18 protein-coding genes and 1 riboswitch are annotated in these 18025 nt (G+C 69.5%); of the genes, 6 read left to right on the top strand and 12 right to left on the bottom strand.

Features of this window, described 5'->3' with window-relative positions; translation table 11 throughout:
• Positions 1-4: 4 nt before the first annotated feature.
• Positions 5-463: a GNAT family N-acetyltransferase gene (locus KEC56_RS08605; RefSeq protein WP_227530608.1), complete on the bottom strand. Its 459-nt coding sequence runs from the start codon at positions 461-463 to the stop codon at positions 5-7.
• Positions 464-580: 117 nt separating this feature from the next.
• Between KEC56_RS08605 and KEC56_RS08600 the strand changes: the two genes are divergently transcribed.
• Positions 581-2797, top strand: a complete 2217-nt coding sequence (locus tag KEC56_RS08600) for an NADP-dependent isocitrate dehydrogenase (protein WP_227530607.1) — start codon at positions 581-583, stop codon at positions 2795-2797.
• An 82-nt stretch (positions 2798-2879) separates the two neighbouring features.
• Here the strand turns inward: KEC56_RS08600 and KEC56_RS14030 are convergent, their stop codons facing one another.
• The 3 genes from KEC56_RS14030 to KEC56_RS08585 form a co-directional block, all read right to left on the bottom strand.
• Positions 2880-4337: a L,D-transpeptidase family protein gene (locus KEC56_RS14030; protein ID WP_227530606.1), complete on the bottom strand. Its 1458-nt coding sequence runs from the start codon at positions 4335-4337 to the stop codon at positions 2880-2882.
• 132 nt (positions 4338-4469) lie between these two features.
• Positions 4470-4940 carry a hypothetical protein gene (locus tag KEC56_RS08590; protein WP_227530605.1) on the bottom strand — a complete coding sequence of 157 codons (471 nt, stop codon included), beginning with the start codon at positions 4938-4940 and terminating at the stop codon, positions 4470-4472.
• 117 nt (positions 4941-5057) lie between these two features.
• Positions 5058-5465, bottom strand: a complete 408-nt coding sequence (locus tag KEC56_RS08585; RefSeq protein WP_227530604.1) for a RidA family protein — start codon at positions 5463-5465, stop codon at positions 5058-5060.
• Positions 5466-5490: 25 nt separating this feature from the next.
• On the opposite strand from KEC56_RS08585, the gene KEC56_RS08580 reads away from it, so the two are divergent.
• From KEC56_RS08580 to nagB, 3 genes are read left to right on the top strand one after another with little or no spacing between them, the layout of a single operon-like run.
• A complete protein-coding gene (locus KEC56_RS08580; protein ID WP_227530603.1) occupies positions 5491-6198 on the top strand; it encodes a type III PLP-dependent enzyme domain-containing protein in 708 nt (235 codons plus the stop codon).
• Positions 6195-7382 (top strand): ROK family transcriptional regulator, encoded by a 1188-nt coding sequence (locus KEC56_RS08575; RefSeq protein WP_227530602.1) that lies wholly within the window; start codon positions 6195-6197, stop codon positions 7380-7382. Before KEC56_RS08580 ends, KEC56_RS08575 begins: the two co-directional genes overlap by 4 nt.
• A gap of 57 nt (positions 7383-7439) precedes the next feature.
• The gene (gene nagB, locus KEC56_RS08570) at positions 7440-8219 is read left to right on the top strand and encodes a glucosamine-6-phosphate deaminase (protein ID WP_227530601.1); all 780 of its coding nucleotides are present in this window, start codon (positions 7440-7442) and stop codon (positions 8217-8219) included.
• On the opposite strand, the gene KEC56_RS08565 is transcribed toward nagB, so the two are convergent.
• The 5 genes from KEC56_RS08565 to nagA form a co-directional block, all read right to left on the bottom strand.
• Positions 8216-8659 carry an NUDIX hydrolase gene (locus KEC56_RS08565; protein ID WP_227530600.1) on the bottom strand — a complete coding sequence of 148 codons (444 nt, stop codon included), beginning with the start codon at positions 8657-8659 and terminating at the stop codon, positions 8216-8218. The genes nagB and KEC56_RS08565 overlap by 4 nt on opposite strands.
• The gene (locus tag KEC56_RS08560) at positions 8652-10013 is read right to left on the bottom strand and encodes an FAD-binding oxidoreductase (protein WP_227530599.1); all 1362 of its coding nucleotides are present in this window, start codon (positions 10011-10013) and stop codon (positions 8652-8654) included. Before KEC56_RS08560 ends, KEC56_RS08565 begins: the two co-directional genes overlap by 8 nt.
• A complete protein-coding gene (locus tag KEC56_RS08555; protein ID WP_227530598.1) occupies positions 10010-10381 on the bottom strand; it encodes a YrdB family protein in 372 nt (123 codons plus the stop codon). Before KEC56_RS08555 ends, KEC56_RS08560 begins: the two co-directional genes overlap by 4 nt.
• A 9-nt stretch (positions 10382-10390) precedes the next feature.
• Entirely contained in the window at positions 10391-12238 is a 1848-nt protein-coding gene (locus tag KEC56_RS13920; RefSeq protein WP_308013006.1) for a sigma-70 family RNA polymerase sigma factor, read from the bottom strand.
• Between the two features lie 373 nt (positions 12239-12611).
• Entirely contained in the window at positions 12612-13760 is a 1149-nt protein-coding gene (gene nagA / locus KEC56_RS08545) for an N-acetylglucosamine-6-phosphate deacetylase (RefSeq protein ID WP_227530597.1), read from the bottom strand.
• Positions 13761-13798: 38 nt separating this feature from the next.
• Positions 13799-13882: riboswitch (ZMP/ZTP riboswitch) on the top strand.
• Between the two features lie 37 nt (positions 13883-13919).
• Here nagA and glyA point away from each other — a divergent pair.
• Both glyA and KEC56_RS08535 read left to right on the top strand, forming a co-directional pair.
• Complete coding sequence (gene glyA, locus KEC56_RS08540; protein WP_227530596.1) at positions 13920-15194, top strand: serine hydroxymethyltransferase; 1275 nt, start codon at positions 13920-13922, stop codon at positions 15192-15194.
• Positions 15195-15309: 115 nt separating this feature from the next.
• A complete protein-coding gene (locus tag KEC56_RS08535; RefSeq protein ID WP_227530595.1) occupies positions 15310-16194 on the top strand; it encodes a bifunctional methylenetetrahydrofolate dehydrogenase/methenyltetrahydrofolate cyclohydrolase in 885 nt (294 codons plus the stop codon).
• Positions 16195-16204: 10 nt separating this feature from the next.
• On the opposite strand, the gene KEC56_RS08530 is transcribed toward KEC56_RS08535, so the two are convergent.
• Genes KEC56_RS08530 through KEC56_RS08520 form a run of 3 tightly spaced genes read right to left on the bottom strand, consistent with a single transcriptional unit; the run spans position 16205 to position 17970 of the window.
• Positions 16205-16762 (bottom strand): hypothetical protein, encoded by a 558-nt coding sequence (locus KEC56_RS08530; RefSeq protein WP_227530594.1) that lies wholly within the window; start codon positions 16760-16762, stop codon positions 16205-16207.
• A gap of 4 nt (positions 16763-16766) precedes the next feature.
• On the bottom strand, positions 16767-17525 hold the full coding sequence (locus KEC56_RS08525) for a DUF6882 domain-containing protein (RefSeq protein WP_227530593.1): 759 nt from the start codon (positions 17523-17525) through the stop codon (positions 16767-16769).
• A gap of 22 nt (positions 17526-17547) precedes the next feature.
• Entirely contained in the window at positions 17548-17970 is a 423-nt protein-coding gene (locus KEC56_RS08520) for an FGGY-family carbohydrate kinase (protein WP_372456262.1), read from the bottom strand.
• Between the last annotated feature and the right edge of the window lie 55 nt (positions 17971-18025).

Raw genomic sequence — 18025 nt, 5'->3', positions numbered from 1 at the left:
GCTGTCAGGACGAGATCTGCACGGAGGCGATGACCTCGCCGTACTCCGTCTCGCCCACCTGGGTGAAGCCGACGCGCTCGAAGAACGCGGCAGGACCGGCATCGCCTGCCTCGTAGATCACGTCGACATGGTTCATGCCGCGTGCCCGCGCCTCGTCGATCAGGGCCTCGACGGCGAAGCGGCCGATGCCGCGGCCCTGGTCGTCGGCGTCGACGTTGATGCGCCACAACACGGAGCGGAAGTGCTCCTCCGGGGCCTCCGGATCGAAGTTGGCGCTGACGAAGCCGACCACCTCATTGCGGTCGAGGACGACGCGCTGCCATGAGGTCTGCGGGTTGATGACGGTGGCGGCGATCCCGTAGGAGACCGGGGCGAGGTACTGCTCCTGCCCGGGCTTGAGCGACAGGTTGTTCACGGCGACGATCGTCGCAGCGGAGAGTTCGACCACGCGCAGTTCAGTCATAGCCCCAGGGTAACCTCTCCGGGTGAGTGCGCGCAGAAGAAGTCCGCAAACGCGGGCAGAGGCACTCAGGTATCTTGGTATCGAGACAAATTCGACCCGCGAACGGAGAATCTTCCGGTGACCGACGACGCCATCATCTACACCTACACGGACGAGGCACCGGCTCTCGCCACCGCATCGCTCCTCCCCATCGTCCAGGCCTACGCCGGCAAGGCGGGCATCGAGCTCGAGACGCGTGACATCTCGCTCGCCGGCCGCATCCTCGCCGCCTTCCCGCAGCGCCTCACCACGGACCAGCAGGTGTCCGACGCTCTCGCTGAGCTCGGGGGCCTCGCCACGCTTCCCGAGGCCAACATCATCAAGCTGCCGAACATCTCGGCATCCATCCCGCAGCTGAAGGCCGCCATCGCGGAGCTGCAGGCGCAGGGCTACGACATCCCCGACTTCCCGGACGAGCCCGGATCCCTCGACGAGAAGGACGTCCGCGCTCGCTACGACCGCATCAAGGGCTCCGCCGTGAACCCCGTGCTGCGCCAGGGCAACAGCGACCGCCGCGCGCCGCTCGCCGTGAAGAACTACGCCAAGAAGCACCCGCACACGAACAAGCCGTTCGCCGAGGGATCGAAGACCCGCGTGGCCACCATGGGCCATGACGACTTCAAGCACAACGAGAAGAGCTGGATCGCAGCCCACGACGACGTCCTCACGATCCGTCACACGGCCGAGGACGGCACGGTCACCGTGCTCAAGGACAACCTCAAGGTGCTGCCGCGCGAGATCGTCGACGCGACGTTCCTGTCGGCATCCGCTCTCGACGCCTTCCTCGCCGAGACGCTCGAGACGGCCAAGAGCGACGATGTGCTGTACTCGGTGCACCTCAAGGCCACGATGATGAAGGTCTCCGACCCGATCATCTTCGGGCACGTCGTCAAGGCGTTCTTCGCCGACGTGTTCTCGCGCTTCGGCGACCAGCTCGCCGCCGCCGGCCTCAGCGCCAACGACGGCCTCGGGTCGATCCTCACGGGCCTGGCGAAGATCGACGGCGGTGCCGAGATCATCGCCGACTTCGAGAAGACCATCGCGACCGGCCCCCGCCTGTCCTACGTCAACTCCGACAAGGGCATCACGAACCTGCACGTGCCCTCCGACGTCATCGTGGATGCCTCGATGCCGGCGCTCGTCCGCAACGGCGGCAAGCTGTGGGGCGTCGACGGGGGAGAGGACGACACGCTCGCCGTCATCCCCGACTCCTCGTACGCCGGGGTCTACCAGGCCGTGATCGATGACGTCATCGCGAACGGCCCGCTCAACCCCGCCACGATCGGCACCGTCCCCAACGTGGGCCTCATGGCGCAGGCCGCCGAGGAGTACGGCAGCCACGACAAGACCTTCGAGATCGCCTCGGCGGGCGTTGTCGAGATCGTCGACGGCGACGGAACGGTCGTCATCGAGCACCACGTCGGGGCCGGCGACATCTGGCGCGCGACCCAGACCAAGCACATCCCCGTCATGGACTGGGTGAAGCTCGCGGTCACCCGCGCCCAGGCCACCGGCGCTCCCGCCGTGTTCTGGCTCGACCTGAACCGCGCGCACGACGCCCAGCTGATCGCCAAGGTGCACCAGGCTCTCGCGACCCTCGACACCACGGGCGCTCAGATCTCGATCCTCGCCCCCGAGGAGGCCACGCGCTACACGCTGGCTCGCATGCGCCACGGCCTGGACACCATCTCGGTCACCGGCAACGTGCTGCGCGACTACCTCACCGACCTGTTCCCGATCCTCGAGGTCGGCACGTCGGCGAAGATGCTCTCGATCGTGCCGCTGCTCGCCGGCGGCGGACTGTTCGAGACGGGCGCCGGTGGCTCTGCTCCGAAGCACGTGCAGCAGCTCGTCGAGGAGAACTACCTGCGCTGGGACTCGCTCGGGGAGTTCTTCGCCCTCGCCGCGTCGCTCGAGCACTTCGCCGACCGCACCGGCAACGAGAAGGCCCGCGTGCTCGCCGAGACGCTGGATGCCGCAACCGGTACCTTCCTCGAGGAGGACCGCTCGCCGGGACGCAAGCTCGGCACGATCGATAACCGCGGCAGCCACTTCTACCTGGGCCTGTACTGGGCGCAGGAGCTGGCGAAGCAGACCAAGGACGCCGAGCTCGCTGCAGCGTTCGCCCCGATCGCCGAGAGCCTGACCGCCAAGGAGCAGGAGATCGTCGCGGAGCTCAACGGTGCGCAGGGTCACCCGGTGGACATCGGCGGCTACTACCGCCCCGATGCGGCCAAGGTCGCCGAGGTCATGCGTCCGTCGCAGACGCTCAACGGGATCATCGACGCGCTCTGATCCGCAGACATCAAGAAGGCCGGATGCTCGAAGCATCCGGCCTTCTTGATGTGTGCGGGCCGCGGGGCAGCCGTAGCGGGTGTCAGTAGTGGACGTTGACGCCGACGCCCTGCGGCGTCCAGTTGTAGAGCCACTGGGCGCGCCACTCGGGCATGCCGACGCAGCCGTGGCTCATCGGGGTGCCCCAGTTGGCGTGCCAGTACACGCCGTGCAGTGCCTGGTCGCCGTTGAAGTACATGACCCACTTGACGTCGGGCTGGAAGTAGTAGGGGGCCTTGGTGAGGTCCCGGTTGCCCATGTTCTGGCTCGAGGTCTTCCACCCGACCGAGTACGAGCCGGTGTGCGTGCTGTATCCAGTCGTCCCCGAGGAGACGCTCCAGGAATCCACGACCACGCCGTTCTCGATCGCGCTCACGCGCTGCGTCGAGAGATTCACGTCGATCTGACGGAGCAGCGTCTGCTCCTTGAAGGCGACCTCGTCGACCTCGATCGGCTGGACGGCTTCGCCCGCCTCAAGCCGGGTGGCGAAGTCGGCCGCGAGCGTGCTCGTGTCGCCGAGCGTGCGCCCGGTGACGCCGGCCGTGAGCTCCTGCAGCACGGTGCCGCTGCCGTTGACGATGGCCTTGGCATCGACCGGTGCGCGGTCGACCTGCTCGGCCAGCGTCGCGACCGTCTTCTGGATCTCGGTGGCGTCGGCGGTGATCTCGAGCTGCCCGTCGGCGTCGACGACATCGATCCACGTCGCCGCGACCGCGGGGTCGACCGGTACCGTGCGCTCGTCGCCGACGTAGAAGCCGATCGTCTTCAGCATGCCGTTCAGCTGATCGGCGACCGCTGTCGCATCCGCGTCGCTGATCGCGGCCGGAGCCTCGGCGGGGGCGGAGGAGTAGCTCACGGCCTCGGCGCCGTCGGCGAGAGCGCCGCTGATCGCTCCCGTGAGCGCGTCGAGGTCGATGCCGGTTCCCGCGACGGCCGGGGTCGTCGCATAGGTGTTGCTTGCCGCGTCGAACGAGACGCCCGCGTCGATGGCATCCTCGTAGGCGCTCGGCACGAGACCGCGCAGCGTGTCATGGGCGACCTCGGGGTCGAGGACGATTTCGCCGGCGATGGGCTCGGGCAGCCACGCCCCCAGGTTCCACATCGGATGCTCCGCGAACGCGGTGTCTGCGAGCGACTTCGCATCGATGGATGCGCCGAGTTCCGATGCACTGACGACGACGTCGGCGCCCCCATCGGTGAGGGAGATCTGCGTGGCTGCGAGGTGGTTCTCGACGGCCTCCGCGGCGGCGGCCGGTGTGAGCCCGCCGACGGCCACACCCGCGATCGTCGTGCCCGGTGCGATGAGGATCAGCGACGCGGCGGCGGCGGCGGAGACCAGCAGCGCTCCGACACCGAGTCCGACCCACAGGCCGGTGCGGTGCTTCTTGGGCGCGGGCTCATGCGGCGCCCACTCGACGGGTCGCTCGCCGTCGATCGGTGGCAGGACCTCGGTGCTCGCCGTGGAATCGGCGGCACCGGGTGCGGCAGCGAGGTCGGTCACGATTCACCCCCCGAGAGTCAGCGCGACAGTTTCTCTATCATACGCGGCCGCAGGTAACGGGCAGGCAACGGTTCGAACGACGATGCCCCCGGGATCGCGGGGATCCCGGGGGCATCGATGCGCGACTGGACGTCAGCTGCAGAGCTCCTGGAGCGCGGTGGCCGACTCGGTCACATCGCCGGTGATGGTGCTCAGGTCGCCAGCGGCGTCGAGGTCCTGCTCGACGACGACCTTGGTGAGGACGTCTCCCATGGCGACGAAGTCCTCGTGGACGGCGGCAGTAGCCGCCTTGACCTCGCTGTTCGAGACGCTGTCGACGGTCTCGCCGAGCTTGGCGATGTACTCGTTGAACTGGTCGACGGTGGCCTGCGGGTCGGCCGAGGCCGGATCGATGTCGCTCATCGCCTGGCTGGCCTCGGTCAGCTGGGGCATGACGATGCCGCACGCGTCCTCGACGGACTGGTCGGTGCCGGTCTCCTCGACGGGTGCCGAGTCGCCGGCGTCCGCGTTGTCGTTCGACGACTCGTCAGCGGCACCGGCGCAGCCGGTCAGGCCGAGGACGGCGACGGCGGCGATGGTGAATGCTGCAATACGACGGTTCATGTGACTATCCCCTCAGTGGTGGCGCCGCTCACGCGGCGCGTCTCTCCGGTCGGAGGCCCAGTCAAGCACACTCGGTTGGAAGGCCACGATGGGGAGTTCGACCCGCGGCGAGGGCGATCAGGCGTCGGCGACGGCGATCCCGTCGATCTCGACGAGCATCTCCTCGCGGGGGAGTCCGGTGAACACGGTGGTGCGCGACGGGAGCACGCCGCTGGGTGTGTGCGCGGCGACGAAGGCGCCGTAGGCGTCGTTCATCGCCGCGAAATCGGAGCGCTGGGTGAGGTAGACGCGGAGCATCACGACGTCGTCGAACGTCGCACCCGACGCCTCGACGATGGCCTTGACGTTCTCGAGTGTCCGCGTGGTCTGGGCGGCGACGTCGCCCTCGAAGTCGTACTCGTTCGTGGCCGGGTCGACCGGGCCCTGGCCGGAAACCTGGACGAACGGTCCCTTGCGCACGCCCTGCGAGAACGTGTGAGCGGGGGCGGGGGCGGCATCGGTGGTGATCCGGGTCTTCTGGCTCATGCTCTCAGCCTAGTAGTCTTGTTAGATGCCTCTACTAATTCCGGATCCTGTGCTCGGAACCTGGGCGAAGGCGTTCCCGGCGGGCTCTCACGGCCTCCGCCTCAGCGAGCTGCTGACGGCCGGTCTGAGGCTGTCGGCTTTCAGCACGGCGCCGGGACTGCGTCTGGCCGGCGCCGGCGGCTACGAGGGGCCGTTCGGTCCCGATCGCAGCCCGGAGTCCGTCCGCGCGGTCGACGACTTGCTCGGCACGATCGTCGAACTGCACAGCCGCCTGCACTACGAGGACGGCACGCGCCCGATCCTCACCGCCGGCGGCAGCGTTTTCCCGGATCGCGCAGCAGCCGTGCTCGCACCGCTGCGCGATGAGGCGGAGATCGTCCTGCGCTCCGGCGCGTTCCAGATCCACGACGACGGGTTCTACGCGCTGCCGAGCAGGGATCGCGTCGACTACGCGATGTTCCCCCGGCTCAGCGCGATCGCCGAGCGGCTGTGGGCCGGGGGAGAACCTGGCGATCTCACTGGATTCCTCCGGCGACTGCCCGTGCACCTGCGGCGTCTGGCGGCCTCCGGCGTGCAGTATCGTCGGCTTCAGGGCCCGACACCCGATCAGCGACGCGACGGCATCCCCGGGAAGCCGATGGGCTTCGCAGATCGAGAGCGGATCGTCGCCGAGCTGGTCGACGGCGTCCTGCATGCGCAGACCACTGTCCCCGAAGCGAGCGACGACGAATGACCGACACAGGTGAATCGCGACAGACGGCACCGGCCGTGCGGACCGGCTCGGCGACGCATGCCTTCGGGTCCGCCCAGAACCTGCGTTCGCGCACCAAGGTGCTCCCCGAGCATGCGAGGGGCCACAACCGGGCACTCGTCCTCCAGACCCTCTATCACTCGGGGTCGATGAGCAGGGCCGACCTGTCGAGGGAGACCGGGCTCACCCGCGTCACCATCTCCGACCTGGTGGCGGAGTTCATCTCGGACGGCATCGTCGTCGAGCTCGGCATCCGCGAGACGGTCGGACCGGGCAAGCCCCCGATCCTCATCGATATCGACCGGCTCGGCCATCAGATCATCGGCCTTGACCTCTCCGACGCGGAGGCGTACCGCGGCGCCGTGCTCACACTCGACGGCGACGTGATCGAGCGCCGCGAGATCCCCCGTCCGGCGCAATCCGACGGCGAAGCGGCCTACGCCGCCGTCCGAGGGCTGGCGCAGGAGCTCGTCGCCGCATCCACCGCGACCCTCCTCGGGGTCGGCATCGGCACCCCGGGCATCGTGCGTCCGGACGGTGTCGTGCTCAGCTCGCCGAACCTCGGATGGACGGACTTCGCGCTGGAGGCCGAACTCGGCCGCGACCTCGGCATGCCCGTGATCGCCCGCAACGACGCCAATGCCGCGGTGCTCGCGGAGTACACCTTCGGTGGGGCGCGTTCGGACTTCATCCTCATCAAGATCGGTTTCGGGGTCGGCGCCGGGCTCATCTCGGGCAGTCAGCCGCTGCTGGGCAGCCGCTACGCCGCCGGCGAGATCGGCCACGTCGTCGTCGGCACGGACGGCGGCCCGCACTGCGTCTGCGGGCGCGACGGATGCCTGGAGGCCTGGCTCAGCGTCAGCAGGCTCCGCGACGAGATCGCAGCCGATCCCTCGTCGCGCGATACCGTGCTGCGCGATGCCGGCACGCGCATGGCGATCGCCATCGCCCCGATCGTGACCGCGCTGGATCTGTCGGAGATCGTGCTGGCAGGCCCCGTCGACCTGCTCGACGGGGTGTTCATCGATGCGGCGACGAAGACCTTGCGCTCGCGCACGCTCGAGGGCGTCTTCGACGACGTCGTGATCCGGCCGACGCAGCAGCCGGACATCGTGCTGCGCGGTGCGGCCGTGATGGTGCTCGCGAGCCAGCTCGGCGTCTCCTAGGGCGCTCCCGCTCTGGGACAATCGAATCACCCGCTTTCGAACAGGAGATCGCCGCACATGGCTGAAGTCGTCATCGTCGAGAACGCCCCCGCCGCCGGAGCGCTGGTCGCCGACGAGATCGTCCGCCTGATCACCGCCAAGCCGGATGCCGTGCTGGGGCTCGCCACCGGATCGACGCCGCTGCCCGTGTACGAGGCCCTCGCGCACCGCGTCGCGGGGATCGACGTCTCGCGCGTGCGCGGATTCGCACTCGACGAGTACGTCGGCATCGACCCGGCGCACCCCGAGAGCTACCGCTCCGTGATCAACCGCGAGGTCGTCGAGCCGCTCGGGCTCGACCCCGCGCTGATCCGTACGCCGAACGGGCAGATCGACGGCGTCGAGCACGCCGGCGCCGACTACGAGGCAGCGATCGAGGCTGTCGGCGGCGTCGACCTGCAGATCCTGGGCATCGGCACAGACGGTCACATCGGGTTCAACGAGCCCGGTTCGTCCTTCGCATCGCGCACGCGGGTCAAGACGCTCACTGAGCAGACGCGGAAGGACAACGCGCGCTTCTTCGGCAGCATCGACGACGTCCCCATGCACTGCATCACCCAGGGCCTGGGCACGATCCTGCGGGCGCGCCACCTGGTGCTGTTGGCGTTCGGCGCAGGCAAAGCGAAGGCCGTCGCCGCGGCCGTCGAGGGTCCGGTCAGCGCGATGCTGCCGGGCTCCGCGATCCAGCTGCACGAGCACGTCACTGTCGTGGTCGACGAGGCAGCGGCCTCCGAGCTGACGCTCGCCGACTACTACCGATACACGTTCGCCAACAAGCCGGCCTGGCAGGGGATCTAGGAGTCCCTGCGCCGCTCCTGCGCCGATCCCTGAGTCTGTCGAAGGGCAGGCCACGCGATCGGCAGCAGGTGCTCGAGGCTGAGCGGCGCCAGTTCGATGGTCCCGATCGCGTCGGGTGTGATCCAGCGGAGCTCGGCGAGTTCGGCTTGGACGCTCACGGCATCCGCATCGATCGTGAACGAGAAGGCGTCGGCGATCACCCGGTGGCCGGGCTCGTTCGCCGCGGCGGAGACGAATCGGCCGAGCGGCCGCATCACGGTCTCCGCGACGTGCAGGCCGAGCTCCTCGTGGAGCTCACGGGCGAGTGTCTGCGCGGGGTTCTCGCCCGGTTCCGGCTTGCCGCCGGGCTGCATGAACGCGGTGGTGCCCTGCTTTCGGACCACGAGGATCCGGCCGTCCCCGTCGTCGATGACGGCGGCGCTGACGTGGATGTCAGGCATCGGCGAACACCTTCCCGGGGTTCAGGATGCCGAGCGGATCGAAGACGCGCTTGATCTGCCGCTGCAGCTCCCACTGGTCGTCGCCGAGCTCGTCGGCGAGCCACCGGCTCTTGAGCATCCCGATGCCGTGTTCGCCGGTGAGGGTGCCGCCCAGCCGCACGGCGGCGCGGAACAGCTCGTCGGCGGCGTCCCAGACCACCGCGGGAACCTCGTCGCCGTCGAAGATGAAGTTCGGGTGCAGGTTGCCGTCGCCCGCGTGCGCGACCGTCGGGATGGCGAGGCCGTAGATCTGCTCGATCCGCGCGATCTCGTCGAACATCTCGGGCAGCGCGCTGCGGGGCACGGCGATGTCCTCGATGAGCGTCGTGCCGAGCGCCGCCATCGCCGGATGCATCGCGCGGCGGATCGCGAGGAGGCGCTCGCCTTCGGCGCGATCGGTCGTGACGATCACGTCGCCGCCGGCCGCGCGCAACGTGACCGCGATGCTCTCGGCCTCGGCGGCGGCCGCCGGGCCGTCGGTCTGGATCGTCAACTGCGAGGCCCCGACCGGAGGCGCCGGGAGGTCGAGGAGGTCGTGGGCGGCCGTGAGCGCCGCGGCATCCATCAACTCCATGATCGCGGGCTGTACGCCGGATGCCGTGATCGCGGCGGATCCGACGGCCGCCGCGCGCACGGTCGGGAACAGCGCCGTGAGGGTGCAGGTGTCGCCCGACGTGATTCTCCGCAGTTTCAGCGTCGCGCCGACGACGACGCCGAGCGTGCCCTCGGAGCCGATCACGAGGGAAGTCAGATCGAGCCCGGTGACGCCCTTGACGCTGCGGTGCCCGAGATGCAGAAGGCGCCCGTCGGCGAGCACGAGGTCGACGCCGAGGACGGCATCCCGAACGACTCCGTACTTCGCGCATAGGAGCCCACCCGCACCGGTGGCGATGTTGCCGCCGACCGTCGAGATGTCGCGGCTGGCGGGGTCGGGCGCCCACCACAGACCGTGCTCGGCGAGGCGGGCGTTGAGGTCGGCGTTGAGGATGCCGGGTTCGACGACGGCGAGGAGGTCGTCGGGGCGGACCTCGAGCACACGGTTCAGCCGGACGGTGGAGAGCACGATCTCGCCGGGCCCGGCGTTCGCAGCGCCGGCGAGGCCGGTGCCAGCGCCGCGCACGACGACGGGCGTCCGCGTCGCGGTGGCGATCCGCATCGTCTGCTGGACGTCGTCGACGGTGCGCGCATGGACGACAGCGATGGGCCTGCCGGGGGAGCGGTGGCCGGAGCGGTCCGCGCGCGCCGACTCGAGGGTCTCATCCGAGACGTCGACGATGTCGCCGAGGGCGTCGCGCAGTGCCGCGAGGGCGCTCACCTCAGGCTTCTCCGACCCGCGAACAGCCCGGCTGCGACGGCGACCACCGCGAACGCGACGCCCGCCCATGCCTGACCCATCGACCACCAGGCGAGCGTGACGCCGGCGTAGATGATGAGTTCGACCGCGGCGCGGATGAAGGGATGCAGCCGCAGGACAGGGCGCGGCGAGAGGAACAACGCCCACACGACGAGGACGACGAGCGGCGTGCCGATGCCGAAGACGAGGTTCCACGGGAACTCCCACATCGCGAAGCCCCACAGGGCCAGCGAGGCGAGACCTGCGACGAGGACGACGGCCCGGATGATGTCGAGCGGAGTGATGTTCGGACGGTCGACACCGGGCACGGCGGCTGTGGCTTCGGGCATGCCTCCAGTCTATTCGGCGGGCGCGGTCTCCTCGGCTGTCGCGGAGTCCGTGGTGGCGGCGAGAGCCTGCGATCCGCCGAGCGCGGAAAGCGTCGTGTGGATCGGATGGAGCGGCCCGTCGGCGGTGACATATTGGATCGTGACGTCGGCGTCGCCCAGGATCTGAGTCAGGGTCGGGCGCAGATCGATCGTGCCGGCGCCCGCCTCGTCGAGAACGATCTGATCGGCGCCTCCTGCGCTTCCGTCGATCAGCGCCTGCACCGTGGCGCCGGGAACGCCGGTGATCGGCGTGGTCAGATGTGTCTTGAGGTTCCCGTCGATCCACACCTCGGTCTGACCGAGAGCGACGGGGCCTGTGATGGGGATCGCTTCGGGCTCAGGGCTCGCGGTCTCGTCGCCTCCGTCCGGGGCTTCGGGGTCCGCGGGGTCGGTCGGGTTCGTGGGGTCCGTCGGTTCGGTTGGGTCCGCCGGGTCGACAGGATCCACGGGCTCGCCGGGGTCGACCGGCTCTTCGGGCTCCACCTCCTCACCGGGGTCGACCGGAGGCTCGACGGCCTTGCTCCCGTCGCCGCCCTCGCCACTCGCCGACTCGTCTGCCGCGGGTTCCTCCTGCGCGATCTGCGGGGCGGTCTGCTCCTCGGGGGCCGTGCTCGGGGGCGCGTCATCGCGCGGGGCGGGCGTCTCGGGGTCCTTCTCAGGCGCGGGGAGCTCGAGGACGAGCATCTCCTCGGACTCGATGTCGCCGGAGGGCACCAACTCGGACGAGATCGATGAGCCGTCGGCATCTCCTGCGCTCGGCAGAGACGTGACGGGGCTGGCGCTGACCAGGCCGGGGATGATCGTGACGGCCGCGACGACTCCGGCCACGACCAGGGCTGCGGAGCCCGCGCCGACGAGAGCCCCGAGACCGGTGATCGCGCCGCCCGAGACGGTGCCGCCGGTCGTGGTGCCCGTGCCGCCGAGCACCGCGCCTTCCAGGCCGATCGAGCCGGCGCCGCCATCGGCGGATGCCGTGCCCGCCACGATGCTCACGGGCATCGTCGCCGCTGAGACGGCGGGAACACCGCCGTGCTGGATGAGCTGCGCGTACCCTGCGGCTCCGGCGACGCCGAGGACGAGCGGGAGCATGACGAGCGCGAGGCGGCCGGAGACGTCCTTCGCCTCGGCGGCGACGATGAGGCACCGGGTGCAGTCGTCGAGATGCGCGTCCATGCGCTTCTGATCACGGGTGCTGAGGTTGCCGCGGGAGTGGGCGCCGAGATGCGCGATCGTCCAATGGCACTCCGAATCGGACGACGTGCTCTGCACGTGCACCTGAATCCACGCCTCGCGCAGGCCCTCGCGGGCGCGGAAGGCGAGCTGCGAGACGGCACCGGCCTTCATCCCGAGCAGTGGGGCGACCTCGGCGGGCTTCATCTGCTCGATCTCGGTGTACCAGAGCACCTCCTGCCAGCGGACGGGAAGGCTCCGGAACGCCTGCGCGGTGAGGCTGCGGTCGAGCGCGTCGCCGACGGCCTCATCGGTGCTGTCGGGATCGACGACGGATTCGAGTTCGTCGATCGGCATCTCCCGGCGGGCACGGCCCCATGCGGCGGCGGTGTTGCGGATGCTCGTGAACAGGTAGGCCCGGAACGATCCGTTCGGACCGCCTCCCTTGAGGACGGCCTGGTAGATGCGGGTGTACGACTCCTGGACGAGGTCGTCGGGATCGATGCTCGAGGTGATCGATCGCGCGACAGCCATACCGGAGGGATAGTGGCGTCGCCACAGTTCGCTGAACGCGGTGGCATCTCCGGATCGCGTGCGCAGAATCAGATCGGCGTCGGCGGTCTGGTCGGTCTCGAGGTCGTGGTGCACAGTCTTCCATCGGTCGTGGGGCGGTCGTGGGCCTCCACAGGCATGGGTGCGTGGAACGGTTCTCCGCGCGCGCCCGAGCCATTGTCTCTCGAAATGCTGAGTGAGACCACCCCCTGTGAACAAGTCGCGGGAACGCTCCCGGGAAAAGTTTCACCGTTCCGCGTAATGAAACGGGTACGTCGTCGTCTCATCAATCAGAGACGGCCATGAACTCCTCAGGGGGAACGGTGTTCTGGCACCAGCGCGGGGGCAGGGCGCTGGTCGGCCGGGCTCGGGAGCCTCGGGGGAGGAGCGCCCGGGCCCGGCTCTCTCGACCGGAGAAGCGCTGGGGCCGCTGCCGCGGCGGCGGCCCCCGGCCGGTCCGGCCGAGGCGTCAGCGAATGCGCGCGCCTGTCTGCACATGCCGCACTTGCAGCCGCGCATCCAGCACCACGGCATCCCCGAGGAAGCCGGGCGCGAGATTCCCGAGCTGCTCGCCGAACCCGACCGCGTGCGCCGGCGTCGCCGTCAGCGCGCGCACGGCATCGGCGAGCGGAACACCCGCCTGGACCGAGCGCTGCAGTGCGACATCCTGGGTGAGGGTCGACCCGGCGATCGATCCGGTGTCGTCGGCCCGGGCGATGCCGTCCATCACGGTCACCTTCACGGCGCCGAGGTCGTAGCTGCCGTCCGCGCTGCCTGCTGCGGCCATGGCATCCGTCACCAGGGCGACGCGACCCGGCGCGGAGTCGAACAGCAGTCTGATGACCGTCGGATGCAGGTGCACGTTGTCGGCGATCCCCTCCAGGACCACGCGATGATCCGCGGCCGCCGTCAGCACGGGCCCCGGTTCGCGGTGGTGGATGCCGGGCATCGCGTTGAACGCATGGGTGAGGATCGTCGCACCCGCGTCGAAGGCAGCGGCGGTCTGCGCGGCATCCGCGCTCGTGTGTCCGACGGCGGCGGCAGAGCCCGCGGCGACGACGATCCGGATCGCGTCGAGCCCGCCGGGCAGCTCGGGGGCGATCGTGACCTGCCGCACGGTTCCGCGACCGGCATCCAGAAGGCGCTGCACGTCGGCCGCGGCCGGTTCGCGCAGCAGCGAGGGCTCATGGGCGCCGTGGTGCGCCGGGTCGAGGAACGGCCCTTCGAGGTGGGAGCCGAGGATGTCGGCATCCGTCCGCATGAGGTCGGCGATCGCACTGACTTGTTCTGCGAGAACGTCCAGCGGAGCGGTCACGAGCGAGATCACGGAGCGGGTCGTGCCGTGCGCGCGGTGCAGGTCGCGGGCGATGCGGATGGCGTCTGCGCCGTCGTCGAAGGATGCTCCGGCGCCCCCGTGCGCGTGGATGTCGACGAAACCGGGGGTGAGCACGGCATCCTGCCCGGCGATCTCGATCGCATCGACCACGGTGTCGGCATCCGTCCAGGTGCGCCCCGTGCCGACGGCCGTCACGTATCCGTCCTCGAATCGCACCCAGGAATCGGGCGTCTCGGCGCCGTCGGTGATCAGCCGGGCGGAGTGGATGACGCGGGAGACCATGAACAGAAACCTATCGCGCACGGGGGAGTCCGCTATGCTCGAACCGTCGCGACTGGCGTCTGGGTGGGTCACCACCGGGGAGCGACCGTTACGGAATTCGACCGCGCGCCTGGGCCGATGAGGAACACCCCCCTTTCCCGTGTGTGACAGGAGAACGCCATGACCGATCCGTACTTCAACGCCCCGCTCGCCGAGGTCGACCCCGAGATCGCCGAGGTCCTCGACCGCGAGCTGAACCGTCAGCGCACATTCCTCGAGATGATCGCATCCGAGAACTTCGTGCCCGTCTCGGTGCTGCAGTCGCAGGGCTCGGTGCTCACGAACAAGTACGCCGAGGGCTACCCGGGTCGCCGCTACTACGGCGGCTGCGAAGAGGTCGACGTCGCCGAGTCCCTGGCCATCGAGCGCGTCAAGTCGCTGTTCGGCGCCGAGTTCGCGAACGTGCAGCCGCACTCCGGTGCGACGGCCAACGCGGCCGTGATGCACGCCATCGCTCGCCCCGGAGACACGCTGCTGGGCCTCTCGCTCGATCACGGCGGACACCTCACGCATGGCATGAAGATCAACTTCTCGGGCCGTCTGTACGACATCGTCGCGTACGGCGTCGATCCCGAGACCTCGCTCGTCGACATGGACGAGGTGCGCCGCCTGGCGATCGAGCACAAGCCCAAGGTCATCGTCGCCGGCTGGTCGGCGTACCCGCGTCAGCTCGACTTCGCGAAGTTCCGCGAGATCGCCGATGAGGTCGGTGCGTACCTCTGGGTCGACATGGCGCACTTCGCCGGCCTCGTCGCCGCGGGCCTGCACCCCAACCCGGTGCCGCACGCGCATGTCGTCTCCTCGACCGTGCACAAGACGATCGGCGGACCGCGTTCGGGCTTCATCCTCTCGAACGACCCCGAGGTCGCGAAGAAGATCAACTCCGCCGTCTTCCCGGGCCAGCAGGGCGGACCGCTCATGCACGTGATCGCCGCGAAGGCCACGGCGTTCAAGCTCGCCGCGACCCCGGAGTTCAAGGATCGCCAGCAGCGCACGCTGTCCGGTGCGTCGATCCTCGCCGACCGGCTCACCCAGCAGGACGTGGCGGATGCCGGCATCTCGGTGCGCTCCGGCGGCACCGACGTGCACCTCGTGCTCGTGGATCTGCGCAATGCCGCGATCGACGGCAAGCAGGCCGAGGATCTGCTGCACGACATCCACATCACGGTCAACCGCAATGCCGTCCCGAACGACCCGCGCCCGCCGATGGTCACCTCCGGGCTCCGCATCGGCACGGCCGCCCTCGCGACCCGCGGGTTCGGGGATGCCGAGTTCACCGAGGTCGCCGACATCATCGCCCTCGCGCTGCTGCCGGGCGCCGACGCCGCCGCGCTCAAGGCCCGCGTGGACGCGCTCGCTACGCAGTTCCCCCTGTACCCCGACCTGCAGCAGTAAGCACCCGCAGTCCCACTCGTCTCGAGACGGGGTTTGCGGCGCGAGACGGGGCTCTCTGGCACGGGTCTCATGCTGCGAACCCCGTCTCGGCGCAGTGGTCGATGAGAGGAATGACATGACCGCACAGATTCTCGACGGTAAGGCCGCAGCGGCGGAGATCAAGGCCGAGCTCACCGAGCGGGTCGCGGCGCTGCGCGAGCAGGGGATCGTTCCCGGCATCGCGACGGTGCTCGTCGGCGCCGACCCGGCATCCCAGCTGTACGTCGGCATGAAGCACCGGCAGTCCGAGGCGGTCGGGATGAACTCGATCCAGCGCGAGCTGCCCGCCGACGCCACGCAGGCAGAGGTCGAGGCGCTGATCGACGAGCTCAACGCCGACCCGACCTGCCACGGCTACATCGTGCAGCTCCCGCTGCCGAAGCATCTCGACACGGATGCGATCCTCGAGCGCATCGACCCCGCCAAGGACGCCGACGGCCTGCACCCGACCAACCTCGGTCGGCTCGTCCTCAACGTCAATGCCCCGATCCGCACGCCGCTGCCGTGCACGCCGCGCGGTGTGATCGAACTGCTGCTGCGCAACGACTACGACCTCAAGGGCAAGCACGTCGTCGTCGTCGGGCGCGGCGTGACGATCGGTCGCCCGATGGGCCTGCTGCTGACCCGTCGCGACATCAACGCGACCGTCACTCAGGTGCACACCGGCACGCCCGACATGAGCCCGTACCTGCGTCAGGCCGATGTCATCGTCGCGGGCGCGGGCGTGAAGCACCTCATCCAGGCTTCCGACGTCAAGCCGGGAGCCGCTGTGCTCGACGTCGGCGTCACGCGTGAGGACGATCCTGAGACCGGCAAGTCGAAGGTCTTCGGCGACGTGCACCCGGATGTCGCGGACGTCGCAGGCTTCATCTCGCCGAACCCCGGCGGGGTCGGACCGATGACCGTCGCACTGCTGCTGACGAACGTCGTAGAGGCCGCGGAGCGGTCCGCCGCCGGCTGAACGAGCCCGTTCAGAGGTTGTCGAGCATCCGACGCTGCTCTGGTGTCAGTCCATCGCGCAGCTCGTCGCGTCCGATGCTCGCCTCGGGCGAGGCGGCCGGTGCGGAGGCGGGGGAGGATGCCGCGGAATCCGTCCGCTTCATGCGCGACGAGACCGAGCCGATCACCTCGCCCGTCTTCGCCTCGATGCGGTCGTCGATCTGGTCGTAGATGACCCACGCGATCAGCAGGTAGAGCGGCGGCAGCACGTAGCCCCAGAACCACCCGGCGACGTTCACGCCGCTGAGCAGTACCGTGAGCACCCACACGATCAGCTCGACGACGAAGACCAGCACGTACTGGACGATCTTCTCGCCGACCTTCGTGCGGCTGGATGCCGATTTCGAGGCTGCTCCGCGGAACGCCTTCAGCAGCACGGGCTTGAGCGCCAGCGTCGCGAGCGTGAGGACGACGGCGGCCCACAGCGCGTGCCAGCCGACGCTCACGCTGCGCATGAGCAGGCCGATCAGCAGCAGGACGACGACGTTGAAGACGCACAGCGAGACGGCGCGGATCAACCAGCTCTTCATGCGCTCAGCTTGGCACAGCGGCGCTTTCGGCGGCACCCCCGCCGAGAGCGCCTTCGATGTTCGTGATGCGCGCCTGATCGTCGAACCGGAACGTGGCCGACCCCGACGCGTCGCTGACGGTCGCGCCTGTGAACTCCTCGTCGGTCCACTGCATGCTCCAGCCGGCCAGGCGCGCGGCATCCCACACCGACCCGCGGGCGTCGCTGAGCTCGAGGCCCGCGAGCAGGCGCGGCATCTTCGTGACGGCGTCGGCGACCGTGGTCTGCGGGACCGGGGCATCGAGGAGGAACACCGCACGGGTGCCGCCGCCGATCGGTGCGGAGTAGTAGGGCGAGCGTCCGGTGATCTCGACGGCGATCCTGCCGATCTGGTGCGCCGTGTCGGCGATCCACGCACCGAGCTCGTCACCGTTCGCCGGCGCATCCTCGGGGAACGCCAACTCGGCCTGGGTGAGCTCGTCGAGGCTGTACTGGGCGCCGTAGTCGCGCAACTGCGCAGCCACGCCCTGCGCGTCGCCCTGGGGGTGGGCCCATGCCCACAGCATCGATCGCGGTCCCGGCGCGATCGTCGCGATCAGGTGGGGACGTGTCTCGAGGATGCGCGACGGGTCGGTGGTCGAGCTGAACGAGAGCGTGCCCGCAGTCATGTCGGCGTCCCACCGGTGCTCGCCGAGGCTGTCGAGGGCTTCGGAGAGCGCGTCCTGGCGGAGGGCGGCGAAGAGGGCGGCGCGATCGGCTAGGGGCTGAAGGGATGCGAAGGTCATGCGTCCAGTCTTGCCGCAGATCCTATGATTCCGCCACCTCCACCGCGTGAGCAGTCCTTCCCATCCGCCACACGCTCGGAACCAGGCTGCTCGCTTGTCGTGCCGCGCCCAGAGCGACGTACTCCGCGGGCTCCGGCACCTCGACCGGGACGCCGAGCACGTCGGGGGCTATCCGGCGCACGGCCTCGGACTGCGCACCGCCGCCGATCAGCTGTGCGCGCTCGAACGGGATGCCGAGGTCGCGGAGCGCCTGCATTCCTGCAGCGAGGCCGCCCAGCATCCCCCCGACGGCCGCGCGGGTGAGGTTGGGCCTGGTCGTCGAGGACAGCGTCATGCCGGACAGCGCGGCCGTGGCATCCGGCAGATTCGGGGTGCGCTCGCCCTCGAAGTACGGCACGAGCGTGAGCCCGCCCTCACCCGGCTCGGTGTGAACCCCGAGGTCGATGCGATCGAGATCGGTGCGGTCAGCCTCGGCGGAGGTCTGCGGACGCGCGTGCGGC

Origin of the sequence: Microbacterium tenebrionis (assembly GCF_020682665.1) — a bacterium.
Taxonomy (GTDB): Bacteria; Actinomycetota; Actinomycetes; order Actinomycetales; family Microbacteriaceae; genus Microbacterium; species Microbacterium tenebrionis.
This window is presented reverse-complemented; position numbering and strand designations above follow the sequence as displayed.